Below are 18,228 nucleotides of genomic sequence, written 5' to 3' on the forward strand. Positions count from 1 at the left end.
TCAGAGGTTGTAGAATACTTTATCCAAAAGTTCAAAGAAGTGTTTTCGCCTGCGTTGAGACACTGCAAACTTTCGATCATTTGTGAGTACCACATGATCGCTTCTTACTCTTTTAATAAATGATATATTGATGATAACAGAGGCATGAATTCTACAAAATCGCTCATCTGGTAAGCGTATTTGAGACAGATTTTTACTCATCATAAGGTTGTCTCCTTTAGTAAAAAAAAGCTCACTGTAACTCCCTTCGGCCAGAATAAACATAATGTCGTTAATGGGCCTTATAAATGCTCCTTTTTTTGTTTTGATGAGTACTTTGTTATGGTCTTTTTGGTCTTTGATCATACCATAGTTTTGCTTTTTTGCTTTTTCTTTTTACGGGCAATCATAGATCTGTAATATCGGTACAGAAAATCATAACATACCATTTCATGTAATCGGTTATTCGATTTAAATAATCGGTTCATAAGCATATGGATATAGCTCCCCATAAGACTATCCAGTTCTACTTTTAAGGTCTCTTTCTCCTGATGCTGAAGAATTTTTTGTGCAACTGTTGCCGTATTTTGCGTTTTTTCATCCAGTACATCAATAATAGGTGAGAATTCTTCATTTTCTTCACGGGTAAATACCATGAAATGCTCAATCTGTTCTCTTTCCTTCCTGAACTTATCATCCAACTGTTTTTTCAAAGGCCGGGACATACCAAACTCGTTTCCGAAACCGGTTTTTAAACGGTCTAACAAAGTAAGCTTTGCATCATCAGTATATTCAAAAGAATCGAGTAGGTTATCAATACTTCTCAATCCAAAAAGCCATCTTAATTCTTCTCCTTCATCTCCTTCAATAAGGCTCAGAAAATCAGTAATCATTTTACTGTCATAAAAGAAAAGTTCTTCTCCCAGATCAATCGTGTTATCTCCATACCGTTCCAGTTCTCTTTGGTACGTATCAATTTGTAATTTCCAGATAAGGTCTTCTTCAACAAATTGTTTCAGGTAAGGATAGAGGTTATTAATGATCACACCTACTCCCTCGGGTTTTGCATATTTAAAGCGTACCCTTATATGGTGTTTAGGATCTGCATACCTGATAAAGAACCATTGTGTGATAATATTTTCCTCCAGCAGTTTTTCAGCACTGGGCTTAATAATTTCGGTGAGAACCAGATCAGAGGTTTTGGGCCCTGTATATATTTTATAATATAACCATTCGTCTCCTAGAATAAAGTTGCGTTGTGTTTTCTTTTCCATGCGTAATTAATTATTTTCTTCTGCGGGGAGTTTATCTTCGTTATAAAAAGAAAGTACTATTTGATTGGTGTAATATCCATCATCTCCTTTTACCAGGCTATTTTCATCAAACAGGAATTCTGTGAGTTTGAAGCTACCCCGTTTTTTAACAGTATCAAGTAACATACGTGCAGAAGTGAGGTTACGAAGGTTTACCAATAGCTCGTTATCACCGTCAGAAAGCATTACGTATTGAGGAATTTTCTTTGTTTTCATAAATGCCTGCAGTTCTTTCTCCAGTGCGTCATCGTCATTGATAACTTTCAGCATTTTTTCAATATCTGCTTTTTTGAGGTTCCAGAAGGCTTCGCTCAAAATAATGTTCTCAAATTCAAATCGCGGAACAAATTCATATTCACCGGTAAATGGCCCTGCATTAAAACCAATACCGCCACGTATGCCCTGTGTTTGTAAATCACAGAGAAAATGATAGATAGGAAGTGAGTTAAAAGAAAAATTATGAGCATTGGTTAAATGCGGAATGACCTCTTTGTCATTCTTTTTGGAGCGGAGTACTACTCTGCTGTTATTCTTGATAGATACCATTAGATCGTCTAACGGGAGCTGATTTGTTTCGTCCAGTATAGATTTTGCCAGATAGGGTATTTCATATTTCCTGAAGGCAGGTCGCATAAGTATGTTACCCACTCTGGATTCGGGCAGGTGAACGATCTCTGCCATGATCTTATCTTTATTGATGAGCGCTTCTGTATCAATGATAGATTGGGTATAGGCATTGAGGGCTTCATCACCATGGCAAAAACGCCCTAAAAGATTGGCTGCACTGGAACCACCTGAACCGGAAAACCGTATTTTCTGCTCTCCGCTTTCTACTACTAATTCAACCATAGCAGACATGGTATCCGGCAGGTCTGACCACTCCTGTGAAAAATCTTTGAAATCAGACTCCTTAAGTTTTATGGTATGGTCATTATTTTTAAAAGCATTGATCATTTTCTGATGGATAATAGAGTGCAGGGAGTTCCACTGAATATCCTGTACACTCATTCCTCCATTGTTGTTTCGTGGAGGCAGTACCAGATCATCTACTAACGGATTTACATCACCGCTTCCCTGATTTTGACGATAACCAACACCAACTTCTATATCCATAGCATTGGCAAGAAGAACCTCCCGTTCCTCATAGCGTTCATAAAAAGCATCTCTAAACTTGGTGAGATTGGTTTCTCTCGCAGAAACACTAATGTTATTGAGAAAGTTTATAGCCTTTTTCATGGAGCTTAATAACTCTTTATTAAGAGTGTTGGATTTGGGTGACAGTTCCATGTCGGTTTGAAAAAGAAACTTTAATTCAAAATTGGTATCCAGCTTTTTTAGGTCTTCACTCAGGTCTGTATAGGCAGAAGGGCTGTTGCCAATACGTTTATCAATATCTGCAATTTTTTTGTCGGCATTGGTAAGAAAATCTACAATCTGTTCAGTGCCTTTAAGCTTTTTTAATACTTTGAGAATTTGTTCAAGAAATTCGGGTCCGGAAACAGATGGCTCCAGTTCACTTATTAAAAGCTGGCTGTTAACCAGTTCGGTAATAAACTCCTGGGCCTCTTCAATAGCAATTTCATCACTTACGAGTTCCCGGGCGAGATCTTGAAGATATGCACCTTCACGGCTTTTGTCCAGAATAAGCTGAAGATAATCGGTATGATCTACAGCCACGATATGATGGTGTCTTTTACTGTTTACATATTTGTATTCTACATAACGCAGTTGGTTCCCGGTTTTATAAATACTGGAGTTGGGGTAAAACAATAACTGTTTCCGAATGTTTTCAGATATTACGAGGTCTTGTGACAAGGCTACCAGATAGTTCATGTCCAGACGTGTGTGACGCTTATTTTTTTCGGGCTTATTGAGGGAAATATGGGTTTCATCACTAAAATCCCCAACAGAACACCCTGCAAAAAGCCCAAAGGGTGTACATCTGGAAGACATTCTTGCGATGTATTTTAGTAGAGAAAACTTTAATTTTTCATCCTTTTTTTCGGGGTCTTCAGCCCACTTTTCGGCTTCAAAATAGAGAGAGGGTGATGCCAGAAATATGGCTTCTCTAATGGTGGGTATTTTAAAGACTTCTTTTAGTTTTTCATCACTCACCGTTTTTTCCGAAGTAAGGTCTTTAAAAAAACTTAGAGGAAGCAGCGGGGTTCTTAAAACAAAATTATCAAAACTTTTATAAGGATTTGTTGATTTCTTCATAGTTATGACAAGCGTAAGCTCGTATTTAGAATTGTAATAAAATTAAGGGTAATGCGGGCAATTACTAGCTGATCATTAGGCACTCGTCCCAATGGGTGTCAAAGTCGGCCAGATGATCTATTATGGAGAGTCCTATGCCGGCAATACCTTCCAACAGGTTGTTTTCGGGTCTCCAGTCTTTATCCATACCATGCCATTGCTTATATCCGGCAAAGCCGTCGGGATGCACAGCCATAGCAATACCAGAATCTATCCAGAAATTAGCAGCTTTCTTAAAGATGTCTTCGCCGGTTTCTTTATAGAGCCTGTTAAATATTTGTGCATTTCCGTAAGAACCATGACACAAACCTGCATCACGGGCTCCGGTATCATCTGGCTGGGTACGCTCGGCCGAATGCCGGAATATTTCCAGGGCCTTTTGCGCCATTACTTTATCATTAAGGGTTTTAGACGCTCTCCACAATGCAAGGCCCGGGCCCAGATCACCGTAACACCAGGCAAGTCGGCTACCCTGTTCCTCCCGCGCCGGTTCCGTTATCCAACTGGGGAAGTAAACGGTACGGTCTGGTGCTGTAAGCTCCTTGCTTAAAATATAATCTAATGCGCCTTTTAACAAAGGGGCAGCCTTCTCTCTAAAATCAGGGAAATCATGAAGTTTGGAAAGGAAAATAACAATACTTGACATACCGTGAGAAAGGCTTAAATTATAGCCTCGGGTACCTTTTTCAATATCAAGAGTAGATTCCCACTTAAGGCCATTTTCGTCTTTTTGAGCTGTTTTCTCTAACATGGCCAGCATATTGAGAAGATACTGGCGGTACTTTTCTTTTAATGTGTCGTCTTTCGTATTTCGGAATCTTTTTAAAAAATAGAAGGCATAGCCAATAGCTGCATGAAGGAAGTCGTAGTTTCCGGTGCTCATATCACTCTCCATCATGGCATATAGAAACTCATCAAGTTCTGCTAACAACTCATCATTTTCAGAATCCATAAAATCTTCTTCTACCAGATGATCGAATACCCATGCCGCCCCTGCAATACCTGTACAATAGGTAGGATATTGGTACCCTTCATTAATACGGTTCACAGACTCGTTAAGAAGGTCAACACCAATATCTGCATACGTATCTACATCGAGGTATTTGGAGTAATAAAAATTAAAAAGGGCAATTCCAGATATTCCGGCCAGAACTCCGAGATGCTCATTTTTTTGAGACTCGTCTTTTAAAATGGCACTTATTTCTTCCAGTTTTTTTTCAAGCGTGGCTTTCTGATCCATGAGCTATTTTTTGTAAAGAATTTTAATAGATAAAAAGAGGCATGAATATAGTTCTTTTTTTACAAAATTTACAATAAAAAACATCTTTATTAAGGGAAAATTAACAAACTGTAGAGTGTGTTTTTTCTATGGTATTGAGTTGGTAATTCAGGAATATAAGAGATGTTCTCTTTTGAATATCACAAATATTGTATGCTTTGCTTTTAAGGAATATCCTAATTTGAAAATTACTTTCTGTGTATTGCGTACCTGCTAAAAACTTAAATTTATATTTTTGGAGCATGAACTATAAAGGGGCCATAGGTTTTTTTGATTCGGGAGTTGGCGGTATCTCTATTTGGAAAGAGGTACAGGCATTGTTGCCTCATGAGTCAACGGTATATTTGGCAGATAGTAAAAATGCGCCTTACGGGGAACGTACTGAAGCAGAAATTGTACAATTGAGTGTCAAGAACACAGAGCTTTTACTCAATATGGGGTGTAAGCTGATTGTAGTTGCGTGCAACACGGCTACTACCAATGCCATAAGCTGTCTTAGGCAGAAATATGACATACCCTTTATAGGAATTGAACCTGCTATTAAACCGGCTGCTTTGCAGACCCATACAGGAGCGGTAGGCGTACTTGCTACTAAAGGAACCTTAAGCAGTAAACTTTTTCATCAAACTTTTCACTTGCACCGTAATGGTGTTGCAATTATTGAGAGAGTAGGAGAAGGGCTGGTACCTCTTATTGAAAAGGGTTTGGCCAATTCGAAAGAAATGGAGACGCTGTTACATACGTACATCACACCTATGTTGGAGGGCAACGTAGATCATCTGGTACTGGGCTGCACCCATTACACCTATTTGAGACCGCTATTGGAAAAAATGATGCCTTTTTCTGTGAAGATCATAGATTCTGGAGAGGCCGTAGCAAGGCAAACAAGAGCTGTATTGGAAAAAGAAAAACTTTTAACCAATAAAAATACTCCGGGAACGCACGCTTTTTATACCAATGCTGATGTGAAGCTTTTAAAAATGTTTTTAAAGGATATAGATACAGCGTTTGTAGCGAGGTACCTTGATTTTTAGTTCACCGGTATTTTGATATGATGTTCTTTACCTGCTCATAGTATCCAGAACCAAAAAGGTTGAGGTGTACTAATAGGTAATACAGTTGCCAGAGATCAATACGGGTTTCCCAGTTTTTCTCTAACGGATATACCTCCTGATACTCGTTAAAAAGTTCTTTTTGAAATCCGCCAAACAGTAACATCATGGCCAGATCCATTTCTCGTGGTGCATAGGCAACGGCCGGATCAATTAAACAAGGGTCTCCACACTTGTCAACAAGATAATTTCCGCTCCAGAGATCTCCGTGAATAAGGGAAGGCTTTTCCTCAGGAATGATAGTTTGGATATTTCTGAATAGCTTTTCCAGGTGTTGAAAGGTAAAGTGATTGTCAAAAGCTGTTTTGAATTGTGGCCGAAGCCTCATCTCAACATAAAAAGTGCCGGCATTTTCAAAATGTGTATTGTATTGAGGCAGGCTTCCTATATAATTATCAGTATCAAAACCAAAATGACTGCGGGTGTGTATGTGTAGCCGGGCGAGTTGCTGCCCAAAGTATGGCCAGAAATCTTTTTTGGGAACACCTCTTTGAATGTATTCAAGTATTAGAAAAGACTTTTCTTTATAGGTACCTTCAAGAATTACTCTTGGTATTCTCAAGGTATGAGTAGCGGCAAGCGCTTTGAGTCCCTTTTCTTCTGCAGCAAACATTCCCGGAAATTTACGGGCATTATTGGTCTTGATAACCAAATTCTGTAACTGAGTTTTAAGATGGTACACTTGGTTGATATCGCCTCCTTGCAAAGGGGAAACGGAAACTATACGGGTGTTTAACTGATTTTCCAGAAAGTTTTTAAAAACTTCATCCATCGCGGCCTATGTGAAAAGTTATACTTTTCGCACGTATGTTAAATAGGTAAAAGCATAGGCATGCTTTTCATCTTTTGGATGGTAAACACTTTCTGTAAGGTGCCAGGTATTAGGATCAATTTCAGGAAAGAAAGCATCTCCTTCAAAGGTTTCGTGTACTTTGGTGAGTTCTATTTTATCGGCAAAAGGCATTCCGAGTCTGTAAATTTCACCACCACCTATGATAAAGGGTTGGTTATCTTTTTTAGACAACTCAAGGGCTTCTTCCATAGTGTTTACTACCACACCACCTTTGGCCTGGTAATCTTTTTGGTGTGTAAGTACAATGTGAGTGCGATTGGGCAGAGGTTTGGGAAATGTTTCAAATGTTTTTCTCCCCATGATAATATGGTGTCCGGTTGTAAGTTCTTTAAATCTTTTAAAGTCATCGGGTAAATGCCAGACCAGATCATTCTCTTTTCCTAAAACATGGTTTTCGGATGCAGCCGCTATTATGGTGATCATGGGGTATCTTTTTTTGGAGGGATTTCGGTACTGATTGTTTTGTCCAGTTCCTTTTGTATGCTGGCTATTTTTGCTTTTTGAAGAGCTACCAGTTTTTCCCGTTGTTCGCGCTCCCATTCTTTACTCATGAAACGATGCGTAACAAAAACATTAAAAAAATGGAGTATTAAAAGAAAGACCCATAAAAAAACCGCCCATACAAACCAGTCATATGGCTCCCCATAACCCAGTACCTTGTTCACTATGATAAGAAAAACACTTCCCACAAGAAAAAATACAAAATGATAATAAAGCCTTTTCTTTTGTCGTATTCTCTTTTGAGCATTCTCTAGCAGCTCATGCTCTTCGGGTGCTATTTTTTGTGGAGGGGTCTTTTTTGAAAACATACTTTCTTACCTTTAACCTTACAAATGTAAGCCTTTTAAACCAGAGTTTCAGATGAAAGATTTCACCAGAGAATTCCCGCTACTTACCCAATACACCTATTTGAATACAGCCTCTTCGGGCCTGCTTTCTGAAAGCCTGATGTATTGGCGACAGGAGCACGATATGGATTTTTTAATAAAAGGAAGTCTGTTTAGAGATGCACATCATACTTTTTTAAAAGGGGTAAGAAAAGACCTGGGCATTTTTTTTGGCTGTGCACCTGAAAGGATTGCGTTATTACCTAATTTTTCTTTTGGATATAACACTTTGTTAAAAGGCTTGGGTACTGATAAAAAGATACTTCTTCTGGAAGATGATTACCCTTCTGTGAGCTGGCCTGTTGCTACCGGAGGTTTTTCAGTTTGTTATGCGTCCATAGACGAGAATCTGGAAAGTACGATCGAAGAAAAGGTAATAGCTGAAAAACCAGATGTACTGGCCTTGAGCCTTGTGCAGTATATAAACGGGATTAAGGTAAATCTCGATTTTCTAAAAAACCTAAAAAAAAAGTTTCCTGAATTACTCATTGTGGCAGATGGTACACAGTATTGTGGTACGGAACCTTTTCACTTTGAAGATTCGGGGATCGATGTTTTGGGTGCCAGTGGTTATAAATGGCTGCTTGCGGGATATGGCAATGGGTTTATGTTTTTTAGAAAGGGCGTTTTGCCATTGCTTTATAGTCATACTTATGCTATGCGCTCTGCCAATACAGGATACTCAGAAGAGCAGGCACACCTTATTAACCATTTTGAGCCCGGTCATCAGGATACGCTTTCTTTTGGAAGTCTTCAATTTTCGCTGAGGTTTCTTGACAGGCTTGGAAAAGAAACAATTCAGGATCATGTAGATACCTTATCTGCATTAGTGTTTGAAAAACTCTCGCAGAAAGGATTTTTAGAAGCATTTGTTGTAAACCGAAAAGAAAAGCATTCTTCTATATTTAATATTAAAGGCGATCAGGCACTTTACAACAAGTTGAGATCTCATAACATCTTGACCTCTATGAGAGGAAGCGGTATTCGTATTAGTTTTCATATGTACAACACAGAAAAAGATATTAAAAAGCTTTTGAAAGTACTTGGTATATAATCTTGTACTAATAATTTTACATTCTAAGGCGGTCTCTTTTGCTAAAAACAAATTTTTGTAAAGGCTATTTTACGAATATGGCAATTCTGTGTTAAGTAGTTGTTTATGAGACGATTTATCTTTTTTTTTGTTTTATAAACAACTAAACTAAACAGATTATGGCAATAACAAAACAATACTTAAAAAGCAAGCCTGTTTGCAAGGTTACTTTTACAGTTCCTGCAGCAGAGGCTCAAAACGTAGCGGTGGTGGGTGATTTTAATGAATGGAACCCCGAAGGTGCCATGCTTAAAAAACTTAAGAATGGAAGTTTTAAAGGAACTGTAAACCTGGAAAAAGATAAAACATATGAATTTCGGTATATTATAGACGGAAGATATGTAAATGATCAGGAAGCCGATCGTTTTCAATGGAATGATTTTGCGGGTACAGAAAATGCTGTCCTGGTCGTATAATGATGAATTAAATTGTTGGTTAGTTAATCCCGAACTTGCTTCCTGTTGTTCTCAATCCGTTTTTTAAATGGTCAGGAAGCATTTTCATTGATCGAACTATTTATATATCAAGCTTGTGGGTTCGGGATATGATAGTTACTCTGTTACCTGAACACCCTTCCAGAATGCCACAAAACCTTTTATCTGTTTTGCCAGCTCACTGGTTTCGGGGTAGTACCACGCAGCATCTGCATTTTTTTGGCCATTTACGTGAATATGGTAATAGGAAGCCTCTCCTTTCCATGGACAGTGTGTATGGGTTTCACTTTTTTGCAGAAATTCTTTTTTTACAGACCCAGGAGGAAAGTAATGATTGTTTTCTATAATTACAGTGTCATCACTTTCGGCTATAATCTGTCCGTTCCATATTGCTTTCATACGCTAAGGTAATTTGGTAAACAAATAATTTTTATAGTAGTTATTGAGGTCGCTAAAAGATGAATCTATGGCAAGGCCAGACTGTTCGGCCAGCCATTCCACTACTTTGTCGTCATACTTTTGAGAGATCTCTGTATGAATGGTTTCCCATTTGTCAAAACTAACCTGTAAAGATAGTGCATCAATATTTACCGTATGGGCCTCTTTAGCTACCAGAAAACTTTTTGCTGTTCCCGTTTCAGGGTCGTAAACTTCCCAGTGGCTAAATGTATCAATATCAAAATTTGCTCCCATTTCTTTGTTAATACGGGTAAGGATATTTTTATTGAACTCTGCGGTCACTCCGGTTTTATCGTTGTAGGCGTCCAATATAATCTGGGGATCTTTTTTTTGATCAAACCCCATGAAAAGCAAGTCTCCTGCACTCATAGATTGCCGTATCTGCTTAAGAAAATCAATGGCATTAGCATGAGGAAGGTTCCCTATGTTAGACCCCAGCACCATGATCACTTTTTTACGTTGATTGTAGGAACCCAGTTTTTCGAGTATTTCAAAATAGGTGCCTTGTTTGGGAGTAACCTTTACCTGAGGCAATTCATCATTAAGTGCTTTTTTAAGAAGGTTTAATGCATTCTGACTAATATCAACCGGGAGGTAGTTAAAAGCAAGCTCTTCATTTACCAGTTCATTGAGAAGTATCTTTGTTTTTTTGCCGTCACCTGCTCCCAGCTCTATAAGGTCAAAACCGTTTTCATGTTGAAAAGCGTTTACAATGGCCTCTTTATGCTGTTTTAGAATATCAAACTCACAATTGGTAAGATAATATTCAGGCAGTTCCATGATTTGTTGAAAAAGCTTATCTCCTTTTTCGTCATAAAAATATTTTGACGAAAGGTTTTTTGGGTAGGAGGTTAGCCCTTTATAAACATCTTCTTCAAATTTTGTGTCGAATTCTGTAATAGTTGCAGTCTTCATCTTTGTTTCGTGGTGGTTATCGGGCAAGCCTTAATCCGGTAAATTGCCATTGTAAATAAGGGTGAAAAAAATTACGATAAGTAGGTCTCGTGTGGTTTGAAGGGGTTGCTATAGACCCTCCTCTCAATACTTTTTGGTTCACCATAAATTTGCCATTGTATTCCCCCAGTGCTCCGGGAGCTTTTTGATAGCCGGGATAAGGAAGGTATGCACTCTCGGTCCATTCCCATCGTTGCCCCCAGTCAAAAAGGTGTTGAGCAGCTTCCCATTCAAATTCAGTTGGGAGCCTTAGTGATCTCCATTGTGCAAATGCATACGATTCATAGTAGGAGAGGTGTGTAACCGGCGCCTGAAGGTCTAGTTCCTGAAGCCCGCTCAGGGTAAATTGATGCCATTGGTTATCCACAAGATGCCAATATAGAGGTGATGTGATATTTTTATTTTTCACCCAATCCCAGGCTTCTGCATGCCAGAATTCAAAACGTTTGTATCCGTTATCCTGAATAAAGGCCAGAAAATCGGCATTGCTAACCAGATTTTTGGAAATTTCAAATTCATGTAAATAGACTTTGTGCCTTCCCAGTTCATTGTCATAGCAAAATTGATTGCCATAGTGCCCTATCTCGTAGGTGCTTTCGGGAACCCTGATCCAGTCTCCCAGACCTGATGTATGATGGTTCTCTTTAAAGTCAATATGATAAACGGGTAACAAAGGGTTGTTACCCAGTATGTATTTTATATCAGTAAGTAACAGTTCCTGATGTTGTTTTTCATGATGTATCCCAATTTCTATAACATCTATGATATCTGAGGGTAGTTCTCTTTCAAGAAGTTTCTCCATAGCACGGGTTACATGGCGACGATATGCATACACTTTTGAAACGCCTGGTCTGGATAGGTTACCTCGATGGGCCCTAACAACTCTTTTGCCTACGGTTTCGTAATAGCTGTTAAAAATAAAGGCGAAGTCGTCATTGAAAACCTGATATTCGGGAAGGTGTTTTTTTAAAATAAACTCTTCAAAAAACCAGGTAGTATGTCCCAAATGCCATTTTGGAGGTGATACATCTACTACCGGTTGTACTACATAATCTTCGGTTTCAAGTGGTGCACATATATCTTCAGTATGTTTTCGGGTATCTGTAAAAAATGTAAGTAAATTATTTGTAAGAATCATATCGGCATTACTAATTCCTGGTTAAAGGTAATAATTTTTGGATAAGTACCTCGTCAAAGCGAATTAAAAAGCTGTTAAACCTACATTCTCAAAAAGATTGCTTAAAAACTACTGTGTGTCTGATCTTTACATATTTATATGAAAATCCTACACAGCGACTTCTCCTTTGATATGCGGATGAGGGTCATAATTAAGGAGGTTAAAATCGTTGTAAGTAAAACTAAAAATATCTTTGACTTCCGGATTAATTACCATTTGTGGCAAGGGTCTTGGATCTCTGGATAATTGCAGTGTAACCTGTTCCAGATGGTTATTATAAATGTGGGCATCTCCAAAAGTATGTATAAAATCACCTGGTTCGTAGCCCGATACCTGTGCGACCATCATGGTAAACAACGCATACGAGGCAATGTTAAAAGGAACACCCAGGAAAATATCGGCACTACGTTGATAAAGCTGGCAGGAAAGCCTGTTATTGGCTACATAAAACTGAAAAAAGGCATGGCATGGAGGCAATGCTGCTTTACCCTGTGCAACATTTTCTGAAAACGACAGCGAAGTGTCGGGGAGTACACCGGGGTTCCAGGCGGTAACCAGCATTCTTCTGCTGTTAGGATCTTTTTTAAGAAGATGTATGATCTGTTGTATCTGATCGATATCTTCTCCGTTCCAGTTGCGCCACTGGTACCCGTACACAGGTCCCAGGTCACCGTTTTCATCTGCCCATTCGTTCCAGATACGAACACCGTTTTCTTTAAGATACTTTATATTGGTTTCTCCTTTAAGGAACCATAGTAATTCATGTATGATAGATTTTACGTGAAGTTTTTTGGTGGTTACCAAAGGAAAGCCTTCAGAAAGGTCAAAGCGCATTTGATATCCAAAAACGCTTCGGGTGCCTGTACCGGTACGATCACCTTTTAGGTCACCATTTTCAAGAACATGCTTTAAAAGATCGTGATACTGCTTCATAACTACCTTCACTCTAGAAATTCTACGGGTCTAAAATACTAAAAAAAGGAGTTAGCCCGGGTTGTTGTGCACATACAATTTATTAAAAGGTTATTAACGTTAGCCAATGATCATACCTGCCAGTGTAGCGGAAATAAGCGAGGCCAGGGTACCGCCAATGACTGCTTTTATCCCAAACTCTGACAACGTTTTTCGCTGGCTGGGTGCCAGTGAACCAATACCCCCTATCTGGATACCAATAGAAGCAAAATTGGCAAAACCACAAAGCATATAGGTAGCCATGATCACAGATTTTTCATAGGTAAAGTGTATGGGGTTTTCGGGATTTTTGAGTTCGGCCAGTTGAATGTATCCCACAAACTCACTGGCAGCGAGTTTTATACCCAAAAGTTGCCCCATGAGTGCCATGTCATCTTTAGCCACACCTATAAGCCACATCAGCGGTGCGAATACATACCCCAACAGGAATTCGAGTGAAAAGGTTTTATATGGTGTATGTGTAGCGATCCAGTCGTTTAGTGAAGTAAGCCCACCCACTAATGAGAAACCGTAATTGATCATGGCAATAAAAGCGATGAATACCAGTAGCATGGCGCCTACATTGGCTGCCAGTTTGAGTCCTTCTGTGGTTCCATTGGCAATGGCATCCAGAATATTAGAGCCTATTTTGTCAATTGATACATTTACATCCTGATTAATGGCTTCCTGTTGAGGATATAATATTTTGGAGATCACCACAGCGCCTGGAGCTGCCATAACAGATGCTGCCAAAAGGTGTTTGGCAAACTGAAGCCGCATTACGGGATCGTTACCTCCCAGAAATCCAATATAAGCTGCCAGTACGCCGCCTGCTACGGTAGCCATACCGCCTACCATAACCAGTAAGATCTCTGAGCGGGTCATTTTTTCAAGATAGGCTTTTATCATGAGGGGAGCCTCGGTTTGCCCCAGAAAAATGTTTCCAATAACAGAAAGGCTTTCAGCACCCGAAATCCCCATAAGGCGGGTGAGTACCCACGCCATTCCCTTTACTACGATCTGAATAATGCCTAAATAAAATAAAACGGAAGTAAGTGCGGAAAAGAAAATGATAGTAGGCAGCACCTGAAACAGAAAAATGAATCCATAGCTATCCACATCCATCATGCCTCCCAGTAAAAATTCACTTCCTGCTCTGGTAAAATCCAGTATTTTTACAAAAAACCCTCCCACTACTTCAAATGCTTTCTGAACAACCGGTACTTTGAGTACACCAATAGCAAGCAGTACCTGAGCAGACAGACCAATACCCACTGTTTTCCAGTTAATGTATTTTCGGTTGCTGCTAAACATAAAGGCAATAAGAAGCAAGGTACCCATGCCCAGGATCCCTTTCCATATACTTTGAAATGAGAACCCTTTGCTTTTTATAATGTCAGGCGTGTTCACTTCTGAAATGCCTGTTGTATTATTTGGTACAGGTGTATAGTGAAAAGAGTACTTTATATTGTTTTCGGAAAGAACAAGTGTTGAATCGGTTAGTTCTTTGATTTTATAGAAGCGTATGGTATCAGTGGGCTCCTGATAATAGAAAATTAATTGCTTTTCCTGTTTTATGTAAACACCTTTTGCCTTTAAATTATTCCTGGCAGTGAGTTGATAGTAAAATGTACCTTCTTTAAATTGTAGATAATCCGTAGTGTGAGTTGCAAAAAGGTTTTCCTGTTTTTCATTTTGAATGGAAGTAAAATGCCATTGCTTCCTCAATTCTTGTGACCAGTGAGTAGTGGTGTACAAAAAGAGGAGTAACACAAAACAAAATTTTCTCATGTATGCTGCTTATTTCTTTTCCCTTTTTGAGATCTCATCTCGTATTTTAGCGGCTTTTTCATAATCTTCACTGGCAACCGCAGTATTAAGCATAGTATATAATTCCTGTAAAGAGTAGGTTTTGTAATTTTCTGCAGAGGGGGTAGATTTCTTGGCCTTGCCAGACATTATTTCGTCCACCTCAATGCTTTCGGTTTGCCCGTCTTCTTCCTCTTCGTCTTTCTGTGTAAACTTAAGATAAATACCTGCTTTATCAAGAATAGTTTTATAGGTAAAAATAGGCGCATTAAAACGAAGAGCTAAAGCAATTGCATCACTGGTTCGTGCATCTATAATCTCTTCAATTTTATCTCTTTCGCAAATAATACTTGAATAAAATACACCATCTACCAGTTTATGTATAATTACCTGTTTAACCGCAATATCAAAGCGATCTGCAAAATTTTTAAAAAGATCATGGGTAAGCGGTCGGGGTGGTTTTATTTCTTTTTCAAGTGCTATGGCAATAGATTGCGCTTCAAAAGCCCCAATAACAATGGGAAGCTTGCGTTCACCATCTACTTCATTAAGAATAAGGGCGTATGCCCCATTCTGAGTTTGGCTGTAAGAAATTCCTTTTATATTTAATCGAACTAAACTCATACCTGTCATAAAAGTAAAAGGGCTGCCTGAAAATTGGGATCATTCCTTTTTCAGGCAGCCCTAATCGGGCACAATTTAACAAAAATTATGCGTTTTGAGCTTTAAATTCTTTTAATTTTTCGGTGAGTTTAGGTACTACTTCAAAGGCATCTCCCACAATGCCATAGTCTGCTGCCTTGAAAAAAGGAGCTTCGGGATCGGTATTGATCACCACTTTTACTTTGGAAGCACTCACCCCTGCCAGGTGTTGTATGGCGCCTGAAATTCCGATGGCGATATACAGATTGGTAGCAACGGGTTTTCCGGTTTGCCCAACGTGTTCGCTGTGCGGTCTCCAGCCCAGATCGGAAACCGGTTTGGAGCAGGCAGTAGCTGCCCCCAGTACTTCGGCCAGATCCTCTATCAGGAACCAGTTTTCCGGACCCTTTAGCCCTCGTCCTCCGGAGACTACGACTTCGGCATCTGCAATAGTAACAGAACCGGTTGATTTCTCTACGGTTACTATCTCTTCTCCAAAAAGATCATCAGACAATTCTGGAGAAAAAGCTTCTTCTGTAGCGGCTCCTTCATTCTCGTGAAGTCCAAAAGAATTCTTGGAAATACCCAGTAGTTTAATATCTGACTGGATCTGAGTGGTCCCAAATGCTTTGTTGGTAAAAGCGGTACGTCTCACGGTAAAAGGCTCAGTACTTTCAGGAAGTGCCACTACGTTAGGAACGTACCCTGCATTGAGGTTTACAGCCAGAATAGGTGCCATAAATTTACTGTCGGCACTGGAACTTACTATTACCACCTTAGCATTTTCTTTTTCAGCGGCCTGTTTTAAGACACTGGCATACACTTTTGCACTAAAGCTGTTAAGCTGCTCGTTTTTAACAGAGAGTACTTTATCTGTACCGTATTGTGACAACTCAGAGGTTTGATTGGCATTGATGGTAACAGCAGTTACTGAAGTTCCCATTTGGTTTGCCAGTTCTTTGGCATAAGACGCTACTTCAAGTGCGTTTTTTTTGAATTTTCCGTTTTCAGATTCTATATAGACTAAGACAGACATAGTATTTTTTTATTTAAGATCTCTGTTTTTCAACAGAGAAGGAGTTTACAGGTTTAAACTTTAGATATTTTTTCAGCTTAGATAACTTTTGCATCGTTATGCAACAGAGAGATCAGTTCATCAAGGTTTTCAGCATCTACCATTTTTACTGCACCTTTAGGAGCCGGTTTGTCAAATTTGGTAACCTGAGTAGGCGCCTGAGCTTCTACAGGCTCCTGAACGTTCAGTTTCTTTTGTCTTGCCATCATAATACCTCTCATGTTGGGTATTCGAAGGTCACTTTCTTCAACCAGTCCTTTTTGTCCGCCAATTACCAGGGGAAGTTTGGTTTTTAAGGTCTCTTTCCCACCGTCAATTTCTCTTACCGCTGTAGCAGTATCACCTTCTACCTCCAGGCCAATACAGGTGTTTACAAAGCTGGCATCGGTCATGGCAGCAAGCATACCGGGTACCATGCCTCCGTTGTAATCAATAGACTCTCTTCCCGCAATAATGAGATCAAACCCGCCTTCTTTCACTACGCTGGCAAGTTGTCTGGCAACAAAAAGACCATCGGTAGGGTTAGCATTTACCCGAATCGCATCGTCTGCACCTATAGCCAGTGCTTTTCTGAGGGTAGGCTCGGTTTCCGGCCCTCCTACATTCACTACAGTAACCGCGGCACCCTGCTTTTCTTTGAACCACATGGCACGGGTAAGCCCAAACTCATCATTAGGGTTAATAACAAACTGTACGCCGTTTACATCAAATTTGGTGTCATTATCGGTAAAATTGATTTTTGATGTCGTATCCGGAACATGACTTATGCAAACTAATATTTTCATTTCTAGCTGAATTTTATGTTTTTAAATCGCCACGAAGATACTGATATTTTTTCAAAAATACTATGCATGCATAGTAAATTTTTATACAGAATCGCCCGGAAAAGTTTTTTAAATATTACTATTTTTGCTTTTCAATTTTAATACGCATTTTCATAATCGTACATATATGAGAACAATTCAATTCAGGGAAGCCGTGGCAGAAGCCATGAGTGAGGAAATGAGAAAAGATGAGTCTATTTACCTCATGGGAGAAGAAGTAGCAGAATACAACGGTGCTTATAAGGCTTCTAAAGGAATGCTGGATGAATTTGGTCCTAAAAGAGTAATAGACACTCCAATTTCCGAATTGGGCTTTTCTGGAATAGGGGTAGGTTCGGCCATGAACGGTAACCGGCCCATTATTGAGTTTATGACTTTTAACTTCGCTCTTGTAGGCATTGACCAGATTATAAACAATGCGGCAAAAATGAGACAAATGAGCGGGGGGCAGTTCAATATACCTATGGTATTCAGAGGGCCTACCGCGTCTGCGGGGCAACTCGCTGCTACGCATTCACAGGCATTCGAGAGCTGGTACGCCAACTGCCCGGGCCTGAAAGTAGTAGTTCCTTCCAATCCCTATGATGCCAAAGGGCTTCTTAAAAGTGCTATACGGGATAATGACCCGGTGATTTTTATGGAATCAGAACAAATGTATGGTGATAAGGGAGAAGTTCCGGAAGGCGAGTACACCTTACCTTTGGGTGTGGCCGATGTGAAACGCGAAGGTACTGATGTTTCTATCGTATCTTTTGGAAAAATATTTAAAGAAGCTATGGCTGCCGCCGAGGAACTTGCCGAAGAAGGCATTTCATGCGAAGTGATCGATTTGCGTACCGTACGTCCTATGGATCACAAAACTATTATAGATTCTGTTAAAAAAACAAACAGACTGGTAATTCTGGAAGAAGCATGGCCCTTTGGTAATGTTTCTACAGAAATTACCTATCAGGTACAATCACAGGCATTTGATTATCTGGATGCTCCTATTATAAAAATAAATACAGCAGATACCCCTGCACCCTATTCTCCTGTACTTCTGCAAGAGTGGTTACCCAATGCGGGAGATGTAATAAAGGCTGTAAAAAAAGTTTTATACAAATAATAATGGTATAGTTACGTTATATAAAC

General features: G+C 39.4%; 19 protein-coding genes. 4 read left to right on the forward strand and 15 right to left on the reverse strand.

What is annotated here, in order from left to right; genetic code table 11:
* The 4 genes from WAO84_RS10125 to WAO84_RS10140 form a co-directional block, all read right to left on the reverse strand.
* Positions 1-345: a LytR/AlgR family response regulator transcription factor gene (locus tag WAO84_RS10125; RefSeq protein ID WP_340065515.1), complete on the reverse strand. Its 345-nt coding sequence runs from the start codon at positions 343-345 to the stop codon at positions 1-3.
* Complete coding sequence (locus WAO84_RS10130) at positions 342-1,253, reverse strand: thiopeptide-type bacteriocin biosynthesis protein (RefSeq protein ID WP_340065516.1); 912 nt, start codon at positions 1,251-1,253, stop codon at positions 342-344. The genes WAO84_RS10125 and WAO84_RS10130 overlap by 4 nt, the downstream gene beginning before the upstream one ends.
* A 6-nt stretch (positions 1,254-1,259) precedes the next feature.
* Positions 1,260-3,509: a lantibiotic dehydratase family protein gene (locus WAO84_RS10135; RefSeq protein ID WP_340065517.1), complete on the reverse strand. Its 2,250-nt coding sequence runs from the start codon at positions 3,507-3,509 to the stop codon at positions 1,260-1,262.
* 64 nt (positions 3,510-3,573) lie between these two features.
* On the reverse strand, positions 3,574-4,788 hold the full coding sequence (locus WAO84_RS10140) for a lanthionine synthetase C family protein (protein ID WP_340065518.1): 1,215 nt from the start codon (positions 4,786-4,788) through the stop codon (positions 3,574-3,576).
* A gap of 281 nt (positions 4,789-5,069) precedes the next feature.
* Between WAO84_RS10140 and murI the strand changes: the two genes are divergently transcribed.
* Positions 5,070-5,861: a glutamate racemase gene (gene murI / locus WAO84_RS10145; protein ID WP_340065519.1), complete on the forward strand. Its 792-nt coding sequence runs from the start codon at positions 5,070-5,072 to the stop codon at positions 5,859-5,861.
* Position 5,862: 1 nt separating this feature from the next.
* Here the strand turns inward: murI and WAO84_RS10150 are convergent, their stop codons facing one another.
* The 3 genes from WAO84_RS10150 to WAO84_RS10160 are packed head-to-tail and all read right to left on the reverse strand — an operon-like array spanning position 5,863 to position 7,601.
* Positions 5,863-6,711 (reverse strand): fructosamine kinase family protein, encoded by an 849-nt coding sequence (locus WAO84_RS10150; protein ID WP_340065520.1) that lies wholly within the window; start codon positions 6,709-6,711, stop codon positions 5,863-5,865.
* Between the two features lie 18 nt (positions 6,712-6,729).
* Positions 6,730-7,215 carry a dihydrofolate reductase gene (locus tag WAO84_RS10155; RefSeq protein ID WP_340065521.1) on the reverse strand — a complete coding sequence of 162 codons (486 nt, stop codon included), beginning with the start codon at positions 7,213-7,215 and terminating at the stop codon, positions 6,730-6,732.
* Positions 7,212-7,601, reverse strand: coding sequence for a 2TM domain-containing protein (locus WAO84_RS10160; RefSeq protein ID WP_340065523.1), 390 nt, complete (start codon positions 7,599-7,601; stop codon positions 7,212-7,214). The genes WAO84_RS10155 and WAO84_RS10160 overlap by 4 nt, the downstream gene beginning before the upstream one ends.
* A 52-nt stretch (positions 7,602-7,653) precedes the next feature.
* On the opposite strand from WAO84_RS10160, the gene WAO84_RS10165 reads away from it, so the two are divergent.
* Complete coding sequence (locus tag WAO84_RS10165; RefSeq protein ID WP_340065525.1) at positions 7,654-8,733, forward strand: aminotransferase class V-fold PLP-dependent enzyme; 1,080 nt, start codon at positions 7,654-7,656, stop codon at positions 8,731-8,733.
* A gap of 158 nt (positions 8,734-8,891) precedes the next feature.
* On the forward strand, positions 8,892-9,188 hold the full coding sequence (locus tag WAO84_RS10170) for an isoamylase early set domain-containing protein (protein WP_340065527.1): 297 nt from the start codon (positions 8,892-8,894) through the stop codon (positions 9,186-9,188).
* Between the two features lie 135 nt (positions 9,189-9,323).
* Here WAO84_RS10170 and WAO84_RS10175 read toward each other — a convergent pair whose 3' ends face one another.
* From WAO84_RS10175 to WAO84_RS10210, 8 genes are all read right to left on the reverse strand, one after another.
* Positions 9,324-9,605: a DUF427 domain-containing protein gene (locus WAO84_RS10175; protein WP_340065529.1), complete on the reverse strand. Its 282-nt coding sequence runs from the start codon at positions 9,603-9,605 to the stop codon at positions 9,324-9,326.
* A gap of 3 nt (positions 9,606-9,608) precedes the next feature.
* Complete coding sequence (egtD, locus tag WAO84_RS10180) at positions 9,609-10,580, reverse strand: L-histidine N(alpha)-methyltransferase (RefSeq protein ID WP_340065532.1); 972 nt, start codon at positions 10,578-10,580, stop codon at positions 9,609-9,611.
* Between the two features lie 16 nt (positions 10,581-10,596).
* Positions 10,597-11,757, reverse strand: coding sequence for an ergothioneine biosynthesis protein EgtB (egtB, locus tag WAO84_RS10185; RefSeq protein ID WP_340065534.1), 1,161 nt, complete (start codon positions 11,755-11,757; stop codon positions 10,597-10,599).
* Between the two features lie 147 nt (positions 11,758-11,904).
* Entirely contained in the window at positions 11,905-12,729 is an 825-nt protein-coding gene (locus WAO84_RS10190) for a thymidylate synthase (protein WP_340065536.1), read from the reverse strand.
* A 99-nt stretch (positions 12,730-12,828) separates the two neighbouring features.
* Positions 12,829-14,538: a NupC/NupG family nucleoside CNT transporter gene (locus WAO84_RS10195; RefSeq protein WP_340065537.1), complete on the reverse strand. Its 1,710-nt coding sequence runs from the start codon at positions 14,536-14,538 to the stop codon at positions 12,829-12,831.
* Between the two features lie 9 nt (positions 14,539-14,547).
* Positions 14,548-15,180: a bifunctional nuclease domain-containing protein gene (locus WAO84_RS10200; protein WP_340065539.1), complete on the reverse strand. Its 633-nt coding sequence runs from the start codon at positions 15,178-15,180 to the stop codon at positions 14,548-14,550.
* An 85-nt stretch (positions 15,181-15,265) separates the two neighbouring features.
* Positions 15,266-16,234, reverse strand: coding sequence for an electron transfer flavoprotein subunit alpha/FixB family protein (locus WAO84_RS10205; RefSeq protein WP_340065540.1), 969 nt, complete (start codon positions 16,232-16,234; stop codon positions 15,266-15,268).
* A gap of 77 nt (positions 16,235-16,311) precedes the next feature.
* Positions 16,312-17,058 (reverse strand): electron transfer flavoprotein subunit beta/FixA family protein, encoded by a 747-nt coding sequence (locus tag WAO84_RS10210; RefSeq protein WP_340065541.1) that lies wholly within the window; start codon positions 17,056-17,058, stop codon positions 16,312-16,314.
* 124 nt (positions 17,059-17,182) lie between these two features.
* Between WAO84_RS10210 and WAO84_RS10215 the strand changes: the two genes are divergently transcribed.
* A complete protein-coding gene (locus tag WAO84_RS10215; RefSeq protein WP_340065542.1) occupies positions 17,183-18,202 on the forward strand; it encodes a pyruvate dehydrogenase complex E1 component subunit beta in 1,020 nt (339 codons plus the stop codon).
* The last annotated feature ends 26 nt before the right edge of the window (positions 18,203-18,228 follow it).

Origin of the sequence: Ascidiimonas aurantiaca, from assembly GCF_037646345.1 — a bacterium.
GTDB classification, from domain to species: domain Bacteria; phylum Bacteroidota; class Bacteroidia; order Flavobacteriales; family Flavobacteriaceae; genus Ascidiimonas; species Ascidiimonas aurantiaca.